Genomic DNA, 16,379 nt, shown 5'->3' with positions numbered 1-16,379 from the left:
CTGTTTCTCTGAACGGAACGAGGTGAGCGCCGGTGGTGGACACCGACCTCGTGGTCGTCGGCGCGGGCGGCGGGCTCGCCGGCGCCCTGCGCGCGGCGGAGCACGGCCTCGACGTCGTCGTGGTCGAGGCCGACGAGCACTTCCGGCGGGGCAACAACACCGCGATGTCGACGGCGATGGTCCCCGGCGCCGGCACCCGCTTCCAGCGCGCCGCGGGGATCGACGACTCGCCCGCGCGTTTCCTCGCCGACGTCGACGCGAAGACCGCCGGCGCCGCCGACCCGGCGGTGGCCCGCGCCCTGACCACCGTGAGCGCCGAGCTGGTCGAGTGGCTCGCCGACGGGGTCGGCCTGCCGATCGAGCTCCCCGTGGACATGGACTACCCCGGCCACTCGGCCCGCCGGGTGCACTCGGTGCCCGGCCGGCACGGGTCGTCGCTGCTGCGGGGTCTGCTCGACGCGGTCACCGCGTCCGACCGGATCGATCTCCTGTGTCCCGCCCGCGCGGTCGGGCTGGAGGTCGACGACGACGGCGTGCGCGTCACCGTCGAGGACCCGCACGGCGGGCGCGAGGACGTCACCGCGCGGGCGGTGCTGCTGGCCACCAACGGCTACGGCGCCGACCCCGGGCTCGTCGCGCAGCACGTCGGCGAGATCGCCGACGCGACCTACCACGGCAGCGAGTTCGCCCGCGGCGACGGACTGCGCCTCGGTCGGTCGGTCGGCGGTGCCGACGGCTACCTCGACGCGTACCAGGGACACGCGGCGCTCTCGGCGGCGGCCCGCACGCTGGTCACGTGGACGACGGTGATGCACGGCGGCGTCGTCGTGGACGCCGACGGGCGGCGCTTCGCCGACGAGACCGTCGGCTACTCGGAGTTCGCCGCCCTGCTGGCCGCCCGCCCCGGCGCGTGCGGCTGGGTGGTGCTCGACGCGCGCATCGACGCCCTGTCGCAGGCCTTCGGCGACTACCGCGACGTCGCGGGGTCCGGCGCGCTGCGCTGGGCCGCCGACGCCGAGGAGCTGGCCGCGCGCCTCGGCGTCGCGCCCGAGGTGCTCGCCGGCGAGCTCGCCGACGCCGCGGCGGTGGCGCGCGGCGAGCAGACGGCCGACCGCGTCGGGCGCACCGCGGTCGAGGCGCCGCTGACGCCGCCGCTCGCCGCCGTCGAGATCGTGCCCGCGCTGTTCCACACCCAGGGCGGCCTGCGCGTCGACGAGCACGCGCGGCTGCTCGACCCCGCCGGCCGCCCCGTCGCGGGCGTCTACGCCTCCGGCGGGGCCGCGGTCGGGATGTCCGGCCACGGCGCCGCCGGCTACCTCGCCGGCAACGGGCTGCTGCCCGCCCTCGGCCTCGCCGTCCTCGCCGCCGACCACCTCGCCGGGGTCCGCCCCGCGCCCGCCCTCCAGGAGGTCCACCCGTGAGCCACGACCTGATCATCCGCGACGTCCGCGTCGTCCGGCCCGGCGTCGAGGACGTGACGCACGCCGACATCGCCGTCGACGGCGGCCGCATCACCGCGGTCGCGCCGGACCTCGGCACCGACGCGGCGCGGGTCGAGGAGGGCCGCGGCCGGCTGGCCTTCCCCGGTGTGGTCGACGCCCACCAGCACTGGGGCATCTACAACCCGCTGTCCGAGGACACCGAGACCGAGAGCCGCGCCTGCGCGCAGGGCGGCGTGACCACCTCGCTGACCTACATGCGCTCCGGGCAGTACTACCTGAACAAGGGCGGCGACTACGCCGACCTGTTCCCCGAGGTCCTGGCGGCGTCCGAGGGCCGGTCGTACGTCGACTACGCGTTCCATCTCGCGCCGATGCAGGCCTCGCACATCGACGAGATCCCCTCGCTGGTCGACGACCACGGGGTGACGTCGTTCAAGATCTTCATGTTCTACGGCGGCCACGGCCTGCACGGGCGGTCGAACGACCAGAACGACTTCCTCATGATTCCCGAGGGCGAGCGCTACGACATCGCGCACTTCGAGTTCGTCATGCGCGGCATCCAGCGCGTGCGCGAGGAGCGCCCCGACATCGCCGACCGCATCTCGCTCTCGCTGCACTGCGAGACCGCGGAGATCATGACCGCCTACACGCGCATGGTGGAGCAGGAGGGGCGCCTCACCGGCCTGGAGGCCTACAGCGAGTCCCGGCCGCCGCACTCCGAGGGCCTGGCCGTCACCATCGCGTCGTACCTCGCGCACGAGACCGGGCTGCCGACGATCAACCTGCTGCACCTGTCGTCGGCCAAGGCGCTCGAGGCGGCCCTGCTGATGGCGGGCACGTTCCCGCACGTCGACTTCCGCCGGGAGGTGACGATCGGCCACCTGCTGGCCGACGTCTCCACCGCCGACGGGATCGGCGGCAAGGTCAACCCGCCGCTGCGCCCGCGGGAGGACGTCGAGGCCCTCTGGCGCCACGTGCTCGACGGCGACGTCTCCTGGGTCGTCTCGGACCACGCGTGCTGCAAGGAGGCGACGAAGTTCGGCGACGACCCCGCGGACGTCTTCGCGGCCAAGTCGGGCTTCGGCGGCACCGAGTACCTGTTGGCCGGACTGGTGGGCGAGGGTCTCAAGCGCGGCCTGCCGCTCTCGGCCGTGGCCGCGCTGACCTCGTGGAACCCCGCACAGCGCTTCGGGCTGGGCAGCAAGGGCGACCTCGCGCCGGGCTTCGACGCCGACGTCGTGCTCGTCGACCCGGACACGTCGTGGACCGTCGACCCCGCGGGCTCGGAGTCGACGCAGGAGTACTCGCCGTTCCGGGGCCTGGAGATCGGCGCGACGGTCGACGCCACGTTCCTGCGCGGCGAGCGCATCTGGGCCGACGGGAAGGTGGAGGGCGCGCCCACCGGTCGCTACCAGCACCGGCCGACGTCCTGATCCCGGCGCACGTGGCGTCCACGGCCGGCCGGTCCGCGCCCTGGGTGTGCCGCGGCGTCGGCGAGGTCTAACCCGTCGCGCGGGAGGTCGTCGCGAGCCCGACGCCGAGGCCGACCATCGACACGCCGCCGGCGGCGCCGAGGGCGGCGAGACGCCGGGGCGAGCGCGCGAACCAGGCGCGGGCCGTGCCGGCGGACAGCGCCCAGACGCTGTCGAGCACCAGGCCGATCCCCACGACGACCAGGCCGAGCAGGAGGATCTGGGTGCCGATCGCCCCGGCCGGGTCCGCGAACTGCGGCAGGAACGCGACGAAGAAGAGCGCGCTCTTGGGGTTCAGCACGCCGACGACGACGCCGTCGACGAGGCACCGCCACCACGTCGGCAGGGCCGCGGGTTCCGGGCCGGTCAGCGCGCCGGTCGTCCGGTGGCGGTGCCGGATGGCGAGCACGCCGAGCGCGATCAGGTAGGCCGCCCCGGCGAGCTTCACGACGGTGAACGCCACCGCGGAGCGCTCGAGCACCGCGCCGAGACCGACGGCGACCGCGACCACCTGCACGGCGACCCCGGCGGAGTTGCCGGCCACCGAGCAGACGGCGCGACGCCGGCCGGCCACGAGGGCCCGCCCGACGGCGAACACGACGCTGGGCCCGGGGATCGCGATGAACACCACCGCGGCGACGAGGAACGCGAGGAGACGCTCGGACACGAGCCGAGCGTCGGGCACGCGCACCCCGGGCGTCGAGGGGTTTCGGCGCACGGCCCGTCGCCTCGGCCAGCTGTGTCCCGCACCACACTGTGCTAAGCCTGACCTCCCGGTAACCCGCTCCACGGAGGTCTCATGTCCACGACGATCGACGGCTCCGGCATCGACGCGGTGCTGCAGAACGCGGTCGACGACGGGGCGGTGCCCCACGTCGCGGCGATCGCCGCGGACGCCGACGGCGTGTTCTACGAGGGCGCGGCCGGGGTGCACCTCGGCGAGGGCGGCCCGGTGCCGGTGTCGACCACGACGCAGTTCCGGATCATGTCGATGACCAAGATGATCGCCACGACCGTGGCGCTGCAGCAGGTCGAGCGCGGCGAGCTGGACCTCGCGGCGCCGGTCGCGGAGTACGTCAAGGACTTCGACGACCTCCAGGTCCTCGACGGCTTCGACGGCGACACGCCCCGGCTCCGCGCGCCCCGCTCCCGGGCGACGGTCCGGCACCTGCTGACCCACACGTCGGGGCTGTCGTACTGGTTCTGGAACGCCGACATCGTGAAGTACGAGCAGGTCACCGGCCTCCCCAACGTGGTGCCCGGCGACATGGCCGCCTTCCGGGCGCCCCTGGTCGCCGACCCCGGCACCCGGTTCGAGTACGGGATCAACACCGACTGGCTCGGCCGCGTCGTCGAGGCCGTCGCCGGGACGACCCTCGACGTCGTCATCAAGGAGGGCGTCACCGGCCCGCTCGGGATGGACGACACGATGTTCGCCCTCGACGACGCCCGCCAGGCGAACAAGACGCCCGTGCACGTCAAGGGCGAGGACGGCACCTGGGTCTCGGCCGGCAACGTCCTGCCCGACGACCCGCAGTGGTGGGCGGGCGGGCACGGCATGCACTCCACCCCCCGCGACTACATCCGCTTCGAGCGTGCGCTGCTGCGTGGCGGGGAGCTCGACGGCGTCCGCATCCTGCGCCCGGAGACGGTGGACGCGGCGTTCAGCGACCAGCTCGACGGCGTGCCGATGCCCACCGAGATCGCCACGGCGGATCCGGCCATCACCGACACCCTGAAGCTCGGCGAGGGCTGGACCTGGGGCTACGGGCTGCTGCTGAACACCCGCGACATCCCCGGCGCGCGGCGCGCCTGGACCGGGGCCTGGGCGGGCCTGCTCAACACCCACTTCTTCATCGACCGCACGAGCGGCATCTGCGCGTCGATCTACACCAACTCGCTGCCCTTCATCACCGAGCACGAGGCCTGGAAGCTCTACCAGGACTTCGAGGGCGCTCTGTACGCCGCGCTCTGAGGCCCGTTCGGCCGCAGGGCCTCCGGGGGGCGCGTCAGGAGACCCCGCGGTCGGCCGCCTGCCAGTGCTCGGCGCGCAGCTCGCGCTTGAGGATCTTGCCGGCGCCGGAGATCGGCAGGGCGTCGCGGAGCTCGACGGTGCGGGGCGCCTTGTAGCCCGCGATCAGGCCCTTGACGTGTTCGCGGAGCGCGTCGGCGGTGGGCGAGGCGCCCGCGGCCGGCACGACCACGGCGTGGACGCGCTCGCCCCACTCGTCGTCGGGCACGCCGATCACCGCGCAGGAGGCGACGTCGGGGTGCTTGGCCAGCGCGTTCTCGACCTCGACCGAGTACACGTTCTCGCCGCCGGAGACGATCATGTCCTTGATCCGGTCGACGACGTAGACGTAGCCCTCGTCGTCCATCCGTCCGCCGTCGCCGGTGTGCATCCAGCCGCCGCGCAGGGCCGTCGCGGTCTCCTCGGGACGGTTCCAGTAGCCGAGCATGACGTGCGGGCCGCGGCAGACGATCTCGCCGACCATGCCGCGCGGGACCTCGCGGTCGTCCTTGTCGACGATCCGCACCTCGCTGTGCGGGGCGGCGCGCCCGGCCGAGCGCCGTAGCCGGTCGACGGCGTGGTCGGCGGGGGAGAACAGCGTCGCCACCGGCGAGAGCTCGGTCATCCCGTAGGCCTGCGTGAACTCGGCGGCCGGCAGGCGCTTCGCGGCGCGCTCGAGGACGGCCTCGGAGATCGGCGATGCGCCGTAGATGAGGTTCCGCAGGCTGCTCAGGTCGGCCTCGGCGGCCTCCGGGGCGTCGACCAGCATCTGGATCATCGTGGGCACGAGCAGGACGTCGGTGACCTCGTGGCGGGCCATCGCGTCGGCGACCCCGGCCGGCGTGAACATCGGGACGATCACGTGGGTGCCGCCCACGACGTTGCGCGCCACCCACGCGGCGCCGTCGGCGAGGTGGAACATCGGCGCGGCGTGCAGGAGGCGCCCGCCCGGGGTCATGAACGAGCCGGAGGCCGCGGTGCCGAGCGCCGAGGCGAGCAGGTTCGCGTGGCTGAGCACGACGCCCTTGGGCGTCCCCGTGGTGCCGCCGGTGTAGTAGATGCCGTAGGGCTCGGCGCCGCCGCGGCGCGCGTCCGGCACCGGCTCGTGCCCGGCGACGAGCGCCTCGAAGGACACCATCCCCTCGGGGACGTCACCGTCGCCGCAGTGGACGACGGTGCGGACGACCGGCGCGGCGGCCAGGACCGCGGGCACGGCCGGGACGAACGTGTCGTCGACGAGCAGGATCGCCGCGCCGGCGTCCTCCAGCGAGAACGCGATCTCCGCGGGGCTCCAGCGGATGTTCACGGGGGTGACGACGCCGCCCGCCCACGGCACCGCGAGCAGGTACTCGTGATAGCGGTCGGAGTTCAGCGAGAGCATCGCGACGCGATCGCCCGGGCCCACCCCGAGTGCGTGCAGCGCTCCGGCGAGGCGGGCGACGCGGTCGCGGCACTCCGCCCAGGTGCGCACGCGCTCGCCCGCGATCGTCGCGGGCCGCTCGGGGGTCTGCTGGACGGCGCGGTGCAGCGCCTGGGTGATCTCCATGGCCGGGTCCTCGGTCTCGGTGCATGCCGGGTCGTTGCCCACGCGATGTGAACCGTGATTAGCTTGCCGAGGAGTCAGTGAACCACGTCACGTGGGGGCGGGGAAGTGTCCGTACCCGACGGGAGGAGCAGCATGGTGCGAGCGCAGCGCACCTTCGGTGGCCTGCTGTCGACGGGGGCGACCGCCGGCGTGTACGGCCTCACTCCCCCGGAACGGGGGGCCGCGTGACCCTCACCGGGTGCGAATGGTCGTTCACATCGCGTGACGGTGTGGAGGACGGCGTCGTGCGCGCCGTCGAGCTGATCCGCGGGGCGGGCCGCCTGGCGGGGGGCACCTCGTTCCTCGAGCGCCGCAGCCCGCGCTTCGCCCCGCAGGGGCACGGGGACGGGCGGTGACGTCACCGGCCGCGCCGGTGCGCCGGCGGCCCCGGGACCGTCGCCGCCAGATCCTCGCCGCGGCGGCGGCCCGGTTCTGGTCGCTGGGCTACCACCAGGTCGGGATGGCGGACGTCGCGACGGCGGTGGGGATCGCGCCGAGCGCGCTGTACCGCCACGTCCGCGGCAAGGAGGAGCTGCTCCTCGCGATCCTGGACGAGCACCTGACCCGCATCGAGCGCCTGGTCGAGGAGTCCCCCGGTGATCTCAGCGGCGACCTCGTCGACGGCCTCGCCGCCCTGACCCTGGAACGCCGCGAGTTCGGCCTGCTCTGGGAGCGGGAGTCCGGGCACCTGCCCGACGAGGCGCGCCGCGCGATCCGTCATCGCCTGCGGGCGGTGGCGGGCGTCGTCGCCGCGCGCGGCGCCGAACCCGACCCGGCGACGGCCGACCTGCGGGCGTGGGCCGCGCTGTCGGTGGTGGACAGCCCGTCGCACCACCGCTACGAGCTCGACGACGCGCGCTTCCGTCGCCTGCTGGCGGCCGCGGCGCGGGCCGTGCTCGCGACGCCCCTGCCGCCGGCGGCCGGGCCCTCGGCGGACCCGCCACGGCCGGGTGTGCTCGCGCCGGCCTCCCGTCGCGAGGCCCTGCTCGCGGCGGCGACGCGGCTCTTCGGCGAGCGCGGCTACCCGGCGGTCGGCCTCGGGGACATCGGCGCCGCGGCCGGCATCGCCGGGCCGAGCGTCTACCGGCACTTCACGACGAAGCCCGATCTCCTGCTCCGCACCCTGCACCGCGGGAACGAGGCGCTGTGGCTGGGCCTGCACCACGCGCTGGGGCGGGCGCGGGACGCCCCGGACGCCGTGGCCCGGCTCGCCGCCGACTACACGGCCTTCGTCGCCGACAACCCCGAGATCGTCAGCGTCCTCGTCTCGCAGGTCATCCACCTGCCCACCCCGAGCCGCGACGAGCTGCGACGCTCGCAGCGCGACTACGTCGCCGAGTGGGTCGCGCTCCTGACCGCCGCGCGGCCCGGGCTCCCCGCGCCCGAGGCCCGGGTGCTCGTCCACGCCACGCTCGCGCTGATCAACGGCCTGACGCGGGTCCCCCACCTCGCCGTCCAGCCCGGCGCCCGGGCGCGGATCGCCGCCCTCGCCGAGGCCGTGCTGGCGGCGGAGGGATGAGTCCCCGTCAGGCGAAGTCCAGCACCGGCTCGCGGTGGGCCGGCGGGTAGGGCGCGGGGCCCTCCTTCCGGGCGCGGGCGGCGAGCAGCGCGGCGTACTGCTCGCGCGGCGTCGGCCCGTGCGCGGCGTAGGCCTCGGCCGGGGTCGACACGACCGGGGCGACCGCGGGGGTCCCGCGCAGCACCGGCTCCAGCACCGGCACCGTCCGCGGCGACGCGACCCGCAGCACCGCGAGCTGCAGGGTGGCGCTGGCCGCGAGCAGGCGGATGACCGGGCGGGTCACCGCGATCGCGAGGGCGTCGACGACGGCCGGCTGCGGCGTCCCCCCGAGGCGGCGCATCCAGCGGGGCAGGGTGGCGATCACGGCGTGCCGCGTCGCCGCGGTGAACAGGCGCCGCAGCGGCGCCGGCAGCTCGGGCGGCAGCACGATCGCGTCGGCGTCGAGCAGGAAGTCCATCATGCCCTGGGCGACCTCGGAGGCGATCAGCCGCGGCCGGTAGGCCTCGAAGTAGGCGCGGATGCCCTCGCGGGTGCGCGGCACGTCGGCGGGGTCGATGGTCTGGAACTCCGCCGCCCGGGCGCACTCCTCCCAGTACTGCTCCTCCTCGTGCGCGGGGAGCTTCCCGGGCCCGAACACCTCGTAGGTGTAGAGGATCGAGTGCCACGCGGTGAGGTGGATCCACAGCTGCGAGTCGGGGTCGTTGGCGTCGAACTCGCGCCCGGTGACCGGGTCGGTGCCGACCGCCCGCGAGTGAATCTTCATGAGCGTGTCCGCGGCCGCGAGCACGGAGGCGGTGTCGCCGAACTTCACCGTCGCGAAGTACTGCATGGTGCGGTCGTAGCGCAGCCGGGGGCGGGCCTGGACCTGCCCGGACTGCGCGACCGACGCGAGCAGGAACGGGTCGAGCTCCTCGACCACCACGGCGCGCAGGAAGCCGAGCGCCAGCGACGTCGGGTAGGACCACACCTTCCAGGTCACCGACTCCGGTCCGAAGAACCCGTAGTCGGCGTGCTGCGCCGTCCCGCGCCCCGACCGCCGCACGACACCCATGTCGACTCCCTCCGATGGTGATCTGCAACGGAAGGTAACAGTTACCTGAAGTAGGCCATACCTCGTGTCAGCCCAACTTCGGCGGAATCACCGCCGCGGGTGACCGGACCCACCGTCGGCCGGACCGGACAAGCGGATGCGTGCGGCCCGCGGCGGTGTTGATCCTGGTGCCGGCCCGAGATCGCACCGAGATCGACGGCCGGACGTCACCGGACATCGGGGTCCGGAGAGGGAGTGCGTCGTGCGACGTCACCACAACCCTGTCAGCACCAGCCCACTCAGCACCGGCACAGCCAGCACCGGCACAGCCAGCACCGGCACAGCCAGCACCGGGACAGCCAGCACCAGCCCGGTCCTCATCACCGGCGCGCCCGTCTCGCCCGCGGCCGAGTTCGCCGCCCGCAGGCGTCGCTACTCGCTCATCATGTCCCTGCGCATCCCCTGCCTCGTCCTGGCCGGGGTGCTGGCCCTCGGCTTCGGCTGGAGCATCGCCGCCGCCGTGATCGTCGTCCTGTCGGTGCCGCTGCCCTGGGTGGCGGTGCTCATTGCCAACGACGGCCCGCCGCGCAAGGCCGAGAAGGTCGCCCGCTACCGCCCGGACCGTGTCGTGGAGGCCCGCGACACGAAGGCGCTCGGGACGGGCATGGTCATCGACGTCCCGCCGGACCGGGCGGCCTGAGCCCGGTGGCCGGCGCGGGGTCCTGGGCCGAGCTGGCGGCCCGGGAGCACCGCGGGGCGATGGCGGTGCTCTCGGGCGGCACGCTGATGTTCGCGGTGGACACCTACATCACCGCGAGCCTGATGCCGTCCGCGGTCGCCGAGATCGGCGGCGAGGCCTTCTACGCCTGGCCCACCACGGTGTTCCTCCTCGCCGCCGTCGTCACGTCGGCGCTGGTCAGCAGGGTCCTCGCCACCGTGCCGGCCGCGCGCGCCTACCTCGTCGCCCTCGCCGTGTTCGCCGCCGGCGCGCTGGTCGGGGCGTTCGCCGGATCGATGGCCGTGTTCCTCGTGGGCCGGCTCCTGCAGGGCGTCGGCGGCGGACTGCTCGCCGGCATGGGTTACGCCCTGATCCGCGTCTCGCTGCCGCGCACGCTCTGGACGCGGGGCAGTGCGGTGATCGCCACGATGTGGGGCGTCGCGCTGGTCGTCGGCCCCGGGCTCGGCGGCGTCCTCGCCGGCGCGGGCCAGTGGCGCTGGGCGTTCGGGTTGCTCGTCGTCGCCGCCCTGGCGATCGCCGCGATCGTGCCCTCGGCCCTGCGGCGCACCCGAGCCCGCATCGCACCGGGCCCCTTCCCGCTCGGCTCGGTGCTCTACGTCGGCGCCGCCGCGGCGGTGCTCAGCGTCGCGGGACTCGCGGCGGACGTGCGCGTGGCGGGCGCAGGCCTCGCCGCCGCCCTGGTGCTGATCGTGCTGTTCCTGCGCCACGAGCGGCGCACCACCGCCGCCGTCCTGCCGCGCGCCACCTTCCGTCCGGGCTCGTCGCTGCCCTGGATCTACGGGCTGAGCGCCGTGCTCGTCGGGGTCGCCGGGCTCGAGGCGTTCGTGCCGCTCGTCGGGCAGCGCGTCGCCGGTCTCGCGCCGGTCGCCGCCGGGTTCCTCGGCGTCGCCCTCGGCGCCGGGTGGGTCGCCGGCGAGATCGTCAGCGCGTCCGGCCGGCGACCCCGGGGTCGGGTGCTCCTCGGCCCGGCGCTCCTCGCGGCCGGCACCGTCGTCGTCGCGGTCACCCTGTTCGTGCTCGACGGCCCGCTCGCCGCCGGGAGCTGGGGGGCTGTGCTCTGGGCCGCCGGGCTCGTCGCGGGCGGGATCGGCATCGGGACGGCCTGGCCGCACCTCGCCGCCGCCGCGATCGGGGGTGCCGACGACGACCCCGATCTCGACACCGCCGCCGGTGCGGCCCCCGACGAGAGCGAGGCCGACAAGGCCTCCGCCGCCGTGACGACCGTGCAGATGCTCGCCACCTCCGTCGGCACCGCGCTGGGCGGCGCGAGCCTCGCCCTCGGGGGCACCGACCCGCTCGCCTCGGCCCGCTGGCTCTTCGCGACGTTCGCCGTCGTCGCCGTTGTCGGTGCCCTCGCCGCCCGCCCCGCCGCGCGGGGCGTCCCGGACCGCGCCTAGCGCCCTACCGCAGGATCTCGACGAGCAGCACCCACGCGTTGATCAGGCCCGCGGCCAGGGCGAGCGCCACCGCGACGGGGAGCCAGTAGAGCCCGCCGAGGGACCCGGTGAACAGGCCGATCGCGGCGACCACGGGCGCGAGGGCGACGACCGCCGACGGCGCGAAGTTCGTCCCGAGCCAGGAGGCCCTCGACTGCTCGGGGGCGCGGGTGCCGGGCCGCGCCAGGACGCCGAGCGCGGGGACGACGACGGCGGAGATCGCCAGCAGCTCGATCCCGAGGGCGGCGTCGGACTGCCCGGGGACCAGCAGGACCAGCGAGAGGAACACCGGAAGCGCGAGCAGGATCAGGGCCTGGGCGGCCCTGCGGGCGATGCCGTGGCCGGCCAGGATCGTCTGGATGTTGATCGAGACGGCGACGAACAGCAGGCCGGCGAGCGCGGCCGCGGCCCCGGCCATGCCCGCGGCGAAGTCGGACCACGGCTCGGCGTCGTAGGCGGGGTCCACTACGGCAGCTTCTCGCGCATCGCCGTGGCCACCGCCTGCAGCGCGGAGAGCGGACGGATCATCACCGTCAGCCGGTCGATCGCTCCGCTGCCGTCGTGGTGGAGCAGGTCGATGCCCTCGAGCTCGCGGTCGCCGACGTGCGCGCGGAAGACCAGGACGTGCTCGTCGGCGCCCCCGCCGATCTCGGCGACGTAGCGGAAGTCCTCGAAGACCTCGACCACCGCCCGCAGGATCGGCGCCACGGCGTCGCGCCCCCGGTAGGGCGAGTGGACGACGGGGCTGTGGAACTCGACGTCGTCGGTGAGCAGCGCGATGGCGGCCTCGACGTCGCGGGACTCGATCGCCGATCGGAACGTCGTGCTCATGCGGGCCTTCCGGGGGGTGGTCGGGGCTCGTCGGCGACCAGTCGGGACGCCGGATTGGAGGAGGCGTGCAGCGGGAACAGCCTACGGTCGGACGAGATCGAAATCCGGGTCGCGGAGGTGGGGGCGCGCGTGGTCGAGGTCGACGCCGGAACCGACACGTTGCACCTCGAGGTGCCCGCGACGGCCGCCCACGTCGGACGGTTGCGCCGCGCCCTGCGCCGCTGGCTGACGGCGGAGCTCGCCGAGGGAGACGACGACGCCGTCGACAACCTGACACTTGCTGTCAGCGAGGCGCTCGAGAACGCCGCCGAGCACGCCTACGCCGACCGCGACGAGGCGGGCACGATGACGCTCGTGGCCTGTCGCGAGTCGGCGGCGCCGTACGCGGTGGTCATCACGATCTCGGACACGGGTACCTGGCGCGCCCCGTCGGCGGGCACCGGTTACCGCGGCCGGGGCCTCGCCCTCATCGAGGAGCTCGCCGAGAGCTGCACCGTGACGCCCGGCCCCTCGGGAACGACGGTCACGCTGCGGCACGCGGGCTGACCTCCGCTACACGACGTCCGGGAGACGCAGGTCGACCTGGAAGCCGCGGGCCCCGTGGTCGATCACGCCGCGGCACCGCACCGGGCCCGCGAGGTCGACGAGGTGGCGGTAGCGGGCGCTCATCGCCGCGGTGAGCTCGCCGACCCGGGCGCCGTCGAGGCGGACCTCCACCGCGTAGTCGCCGCGGTACCTGCCCCGGGTGACCGTCGACGAGCACAGCTCGACGGTCACCGACGTCGGCGGCCGGCCCGGGGCGTGGTGCCCGGCCAGGACGTCCTGGTGGTCCTCCTCGCGGGTCACCACGACCTCGCGCTCGGGCGCCAGGATCTCGTCGGTGTCAGCGGGTCGGTCGGCGGGCTCGTCGGGGGACGCGGTCCGCGGGCGAGGGTCCGGGGCGACGGTGAGGGTCCGGGCGCGGCGCGGGACGGGCACGGGAGCCGTGGGCGCGTCGACGGGAGGCGCCGGGGCCCCTCGCGGCGCCGCGGGCGTCACGGCGACGAGGGGCGCGCGGGACGGGGGGAACGGAGCCGGCGCGGGGGCCGGGGTCTGCCGCCGGGACCGGTCCACGAGCCACCAGACGCCGAAGGGCACGGCCAGGATCAGGCCGGTGGTCAGGAGCCACATCAGCACCGTCGCTACACCCGCCATGCCCGAATCCCTCCGCAGGACCCGCACCGCGCGAGCCGGACGTCGCTTCATCGTCGGGGGCGGGCGTTTCGTGACAGCACCTCCTGCGGGCGTAACGACCGACCCACCGGACCCGACAAGGCGGACGATCACTCCGGCTGAGGGGACGACGACGTGCGCACCGCCCACAAGGTCTGGTCCGGGATCGCGGCAGGCGTGTTCGGCCTGGTCGCGGTGACGGACCTGGCCGGTTCGTCCGTCCCGCCGGCCGGCGCCGTCGCGAGCTCCTCGACGCTTCCGGCAGCCGCCGGTGCGGCCTCTCCCGGCGCGATCCCGGCCGCCGCGCCGTCCGTCGCCCCGGCGGTGGCGGGCCCGGCCGCGGTGTCCGCGTCGGTCATCGACGTCATCGACGGCGACACGTTCCGGCTCGCTTCCGGCGACGAGGTCCGCGTGCTGGGCATCGACTCCTGCGAGGCGGCCACGCCCGGGGGACAGCGCGCCACCGCGGCAGCCCGGGCCCGCCTGCTCTCCGCGCCCGTGACACTCACGGCCGAGCCCGGCGTCGACCGCGACCGCTACGGGCGCATGCTGCGCTACGTCGGCGCGGGCGGCACCGACTTCGCGTCGTCGATGGTCACCCAGGACCACACCGCGATCTACACCCGCGGGCGCAACGACGCCTCGACCGCCGTGCAGTCGACGTTGCGCCGCCTCGACACCGACGGCCGGACCTGCGGCACGGCCGCACCCACCACGACGCCGCGGACCACCACGGCCACGCGCACCCCCGACGCCGACGTCGACCGCCCACGCACGCCACGCCCCGTGGCCCCGCGCACCGCGCCGCGCGCGGCAGCCGGCTCCTCGGGCGGCTCGTCGGTCGGTGGCGGGTACTACGCGAACTGCAGCGCGGCCCGTGCCGCCGGGGCGGCACCGCTGCGGGCCGGGGCGCCCGGGTACCGCGCGGCACTCGACCGCGACAAGGACGGTGTCGCCTGCGAGTGAGCGCCCCGCGAGTGACGGCTCAGCGGGGTGTGCGCTCCGGGTACCGCGGTGCGCGGGGCGCGGGAGTCCGCGGCGCCCGCGTCGAGTGGCTGCGCGCCCGCCGGGGTGTCGGTGACGTCGCAGGCGGCTCGACCAGCCCGAGGGCGGAGTCCGGAATGAGGGCCAGCTCCCGATTCTTGATCATCTTGCTGCCCTTCCTGTCGGACCCGGGCGCCGGAGCGTCCGAGTGGCTTCTCTCCAGTGAACGCCGTCGCCCCGGCGATCGTTCGATCGTGAGCCACGGGATCGATCAGGCGGAGGCGAACGAGCGGCGGATGGTCGGCCTCCGTGGACGAACGGTGACCGGACTGCTCACTCAGAGCAGCGGCCGCAGGTGCGCGTGCGCCCAGCCCGCGAGCGTGCTCGGCGTGGTGGTGAGCACCGAGCGCGGCTGCTCGGGCACGAAGCCGTCGCGCAGACCCGTCGACATGCCCACGATCGCCTCGACCTGCGCCTCGCCGAGCCCGACCGCACCCAGGCTCGCGCGCAGGTCGTCGTCGGAGATGCGCTCGGCGCGCACCGGGCGGCCGAGCGCGATGGTGAGGACGTCCGCGACCTGCGCGAACGTCAGGTCCTCGGGCCCGTGCACCGCCGCGGCCCCGCGCCCCACCCAGGGGTGGAGCAGGAGACCGGCCGCGAGCTCGGCGATGTCCCGCGGGTCGACCCACGGCATCGGCGCGTCGAGCGGGTTCGCGGTGCGCACCACCCCCTCGCGCAGCGCGTCCAGGTCCATCAGCAGGTTGCTGAAGAAGTAGCCGGCCCGCAGGTGCCGCACCGGCGCACCGGTGGCGTCCAGCGCCTCCTCGGTGCGCGCCAGCCCGTCGATCTCGCCGGCGCCGTGGCGCTTCTCGGCGCCCACGCTGGACAGGAACACCGTCCGCGCGATCCCGTTCTCCGCGACGGCCCGGGCGACGTGCCCGCCGAGGCGCGCGTGCGCCGCCACCGGATCGGCCTCGGGGAGCGTCGGGCTGACCCACAGCAACGCCTCGACCCCGCGGGTCGCCGCGAGCACGGCGTCCGCGTCGTCCTGGTCGCAGGTCACGGCGTCGACGTGGTCGCGCCAGGCCGGGTCGAGCGCGCCGGGGTCGCGCATCAGCACGCGCGGGAAGGCACCGGCCTGTACGAGGCGTTGCAGCACACAGGACCCCACGTGGCCCCGAGGGGTGGTGATGGCGATCGTCATCGGAGTTCCTCCCGTCGTCCGCCCCACCGTGGCCCAGGGGTCCGACACCGAACCGGCCAGATCGAAAGGATTCCGATGCCCACGCTCACCGTCGGCGACGAGAACGGCAGCCCGATCGACCTCTACTACGAGGACCACGGTTCGGGCCGTCCGGTGGTGCTCATCCACGGGTGGCCGCTGTCCGGTCGCTCCTGGGAGAAGCAGGTCCCGGCCCTCGTCGAGGCCGGCCACCGCGTCGTCACCTACGACCGCCGCGGCTTCGGCTCGTCGTCGCAGCCGTGGGGCGGCTACGACTACGACACCTTCGCCGCGGACCTCGACGCCCTCCTGCGCCACCTCGACCTGCGGGACGCCACCCTCGTCGGCTTCTCCATGGGCGGCGGCGAGGTGGCCCGCTACCTCGGGCGCTACGGCGGCGAGCGCGTCGCCCGCGCGGTCTTCGCCGGCGCGGTGCCGCCGTACCTCTACCAGACCGACGACAATCCCGACGGCGGCCTCGACGACGCGACGATCCAGAGCTTCCTCGACGGCGTCACCGGCGACCGGATCGCGTTCCTCGACGGGTTCACGACGAACTTCTTCGCCGCCGGTGACCGCACCGACCTGATCAGCGAGCCGTCGCGGATGTACCACCGGGAGATCGCCGAGTTCGCGTCGCCGAAGGGCACGCTGGAGTGCATCCGGGCCTTCAGCTACACCGATTTCCGCGACGATCTCGCGAAGATCGACGTCCCGACGCTGGTGCTGCACGGGGACGCGGACGCGATCGTGCCGTTCGAGGTGTCGGGCAAGCGGACCGCCGAGGCCGTGAAGGACAGCAAGGTCGTCGTCGTCGCGGGCGGTCCCCACGGCTTCAACGCCACCCACGCCGACGAGTTCAACCGCGCGCTGCTCGACTTCCTGGGCTGAGCCCG

16 protein-coding genes are annotated in these 16,379 nt (G+C 74.8%); 9 read left to right on the top strand and 7 right to left on the bottom strand.

The window, feature by feature from the left end:
- Nucleotides 1-32: 32 nt before the first annotated feature.
- A complete protein-coding gene (locus PH189_RS09575; protein ID WP_274188550.1) occupies nt 33-1,421 on the top strand; it encodes an FAD-dependent oxidoreductase in 1,389 nt (462 codons plus the stop codon).
- Nucleotides 1,418-2,875: a dihydroorotase gene (locus tag PH189_RS09570; protein WP_274188549.1), complete on the top strand. Its 1,458-nt coding sequence runs from the start codon at nt 1,418-1,420 to the stop codon at nt 2,873-2,875. The genes PH189_RS09575 and PH189_RS09570 overlap by 4 nt, the downstream gene beginning before the upstream one ends.
- A 67-nt stretch (nt 2,876-2,942) precedes the next feature.
- Here the strand turns inward: PH189_RS09570 and PH189_RS09565 are convergent, their stop codons facing one another.
- Complete coding sequence (locus tag PH189_RS09565; RefSeq protein ID WP_274188548.1) at nt 2,943-3,581, bottom strand: LysE family translocator; 639 nt, start codon at nt 3,579-3,581, stop codon at nt 2,943-2,945.
- Nucleotides 3,582-3,713: 132 nt separating this feature from the next.
- On the opposite strand from PH189_RS09565, the gene PH189_RS09560 reads away from it, so the two are divergent.
- Entirely contained in the window at nt 3,714-4,889 is a 1,176-nt protein-coding gene (locus PH189_RS09560; RefSeq protein ID WP_274188547.1) for a serine hydrolase domain-containing protein, read from the top strand.
- A gap of 34 nt (nt 4,890-4,923) precedes the next feature.
- On the opposite strand, the gene PH189_RS09555 is transcribed toward PH189_RS09560, so the two are convergent.
- The gene (locus tag PH189_RS09555; RefSeq protein WP_274188546.1) at nt 4,924-6,513 is read right to left on the bottom strand and encodes an acyl-CoA synthetase; all 1,590 of its coding nucleotides are present in this window, start codon (nt 6,511-6,513) and stop codon (nt 4,924-4,926) included.
- Between the two features lie 349 nt (nt 6,514-6,862).
- Between PH189_RS09555 and PH189_RS09550 the strand changes: the two genes are divergently transcribed.
- Nucleotides 6,863-8,029 carry a TetR/AcrR family transcriptional regulator gene (locus PH189_RS09550; RefSeq protein WP_274188545.1) on the top strand — a complete coding sequence of 389 codons (1,167 nt, stop codon included), beginning with the start codon at nt 6,863-6,865 and terminating at the stop codon, nt 8,027-8,029.
- A 7-nt stretch (nt 8,030-8,036) separates the two neighbouring features.
- Here the strand turns inward: PH189_RS09550 and PH189_RS09545 are convergent, their stop codons facing one another.
- Nucleotides 8,037-9,080, bottom strand: coding sequence for an oxygenase MpaB family protein (locus PH189_RS09545; protein ID WP_274188544.1), 1,044 nt, complete (start codon nt 9,078-9,080; stop codon nt 8,037-8,039).
- A gap of 241 nt (nt 9,081-9,321) precedes the next feature.
- Between PH189_RS09545 and PH189_RS09540 the strand changes: the two genes are divergently transcribed.
- Both PH189_RS09540 and PH189_RS09535 read left to right on the top strand, forming a co-directional pair.
- Nucleotides 9,322-9,759, top strand: coding sequence for a DUF3099 domain-containing protein (locus tag PH189_RS09540; RefSeq protein ID WP_337994142.1), 438 nt, complete (start codon nt 9,322-9,324; stop codon nt 9,757-9,759).
- Between the two features lie 5 nt (nt 9,760-9,764).
- Complete coding sequence (locus tag PH189_RS09535; RefSeq protein ID WP_274188543.1) at nt 9,765-11,195, top strand: MFS transporter; 1,431 nt, start codon at nt 9,765-9,767, stop codon at nt 11,193-11,195.
- Between the two features lie 4 nt (nt 11,196-11,199).
- Here the strand turns inward: PH189_RS09535 and PH189_RS09530 are convergent, their stop codons facing one another.
- Both PH189_RS09530 and PH189_RS09525 read right to left on the bottom strand, forming a co-directional pair.
- Nucleotides 11,200-11,700 carry a hypothetical protein gene (locus PH189_RS09530; RefSeq protein WP_274188542.1) on the bottom strand — a complete coding sequence of 167 codons (501 nt, stop codon included), beginning with the start codon at nt 11,698-11,700 and terminating at the stop codon, nt 11,200-11,202.
- A complete protein-coding gene (locus PH189_RS09525) occupies nt 11,700-12,065 on the bottom strand; it encodes a nuclear transport factor 2 family protein (RefSeq protein ID WP_274188541.1) in 366 nt (121 codons plus the stop codon). The genes PH189_RS09530 and PH189_RS09525 overlap by 1 nt, the downstream gene beginning before the upstream one ends.
- Before the next feature lie 129 nt (nt 12,066-12,194).
- Between PH189_RS09525 and PH189_RS09520 the strand changes: the two genes are divergently transcribed.
- The gene (locus tag PH189_RS09520) at nt 12,195-12,611 is read left to right on the top strand and encodes an ATP-binding protein (protein ID WP_274188540.1); all 417 of its coding nucleotides are present in this window, start codon (nt 12,195-12,197) and stop codon (nt 12,609-12,611) included.
- 6 nt (nt 12,612-12,617) lie between these two features.
- On the opposite strand, the gene PH189_RS09515 is transcribed toward PH189_RS09520, so the two are convergent.
- Nucleotides 12,618-13,259: a hypothetical protein gene (locus tag PH189_RS09515; protein WP_274188539.1), complete on the bottom strand. Its 642-nt coding sequence runs from the start codon at nt 13,257-13,259 to the stop codon at nt 12,618-12,620.
- Nucleotides 13,260-13,412: 153 nt separating this feature from the next.
- Here PH189_RS09515 and PH189_RS09510 point away from each other — a divergent pair, with 153 nt between their 5' ends.
- Nucleotides 13,413-14,243: an excalibur calcium-binding domain-containing protein gene (locus PH189_RS09510; RefSeq protein ID WP_274188538.1), complete on the top strand. Its 831-nt coding sequence runs from the start codon at nt 13,413-13,415 to the stop codon at nt 14,241-14,243.
- A gap of 355 nt (nt 14,244-14,598) precedes the next feature.
- Here the strand turns inward: PH189_RS09510 and PH189_RS09505 are convergent, their stop codons facing one another.
- Entirely contained in the window at nt 14,599-15,465 is an 867-nt protein-coding gene (locus PH189_RS09505; RefSeq protein WP_274188537.1) for an NmrA family NAD(P)-binding protein, read from the bottom strand.
- A gap of 75 nt (nt 15,466-15,540) precedes the next feature.
- Between PH189_RS09505 and PH189_RS09500 the strand changes: the two genes are divergently transcribed.
- A complete protein-coding gene (locus PH189_RS09500) occupies nt 15,541-16,374 on the top strand; it encodes an alpha/beta fold hydrolase (RefSeq protein ID WP_274188536.1) in 834 nt (277 codons plus the stop codon).
- The last annotated feature ends 5 nt before the right edge of the window (nt 16,375-16,379 follow it).

The organism is Actinomycetospora chibensis (genome assembly GCF_028737215.1).
Taxonomy (GTDB): Bacteria; Actinomycetota; Actinomycetes; order Mycobacteriales; family Pseudonocardiaceae; genus Actinomycetospora; species Actinomycetospora chibensis.
The sequence above is the reverse complement of the archived record's forward strand: the minus strand, read 5'-3'. Positions and strand labels throughout refer to the sequence as shown.

What these genes read in the sequence shown, in the direction of transcription:
- PH189_RS09560 (WP_274188547.1), top strand. Translation starts at nt 3,714, where the DNA reads ATGTCCACGACGATCGACGGCTCCGGCATCGACGCGGTGCTGCAGAAC.
- PH189_RS09545 (WP_274188544.1), bottom strand. Translation starts at nt 9,080, where the DNA reads ATGGGTGTCGTGCGGCGGTCGGGGCGCGGGACGGCGCAGCACGCCGAC.
- PH189_RS09525 (WP_274188541.1), bottom strand. Translation starts at nt 12,065, where the DNA reads ATGAGCACGACGTTCCGATCGGCGATCGAGTCCCGCGACGTCGAGGCC.
- PH189_RS09515 (WP_274188539.1), bottom strand. Translation starts at nt 13,259, where the DNA reads ATGGCGGGTGTAGCGACGGTGCTGATGTGGCTCCTGACCACCGGCCTG.
- PH189_RS09505 (WP_274188537.1), bottom strand. Translation starts at nt 15,465, where the DNA reads ATGACGATCGCCATCACCACCCCTCGGGGCCACGTGGGGTCCTGTGTG.
- PH189_RS09500 (WP_274188536.1), top strand. Translation starts at nt 15,541, where the DNA reads ATGCCCACGCTCACCGTCGGCGACGAGAACGGCAGCCCGATCGACCTC.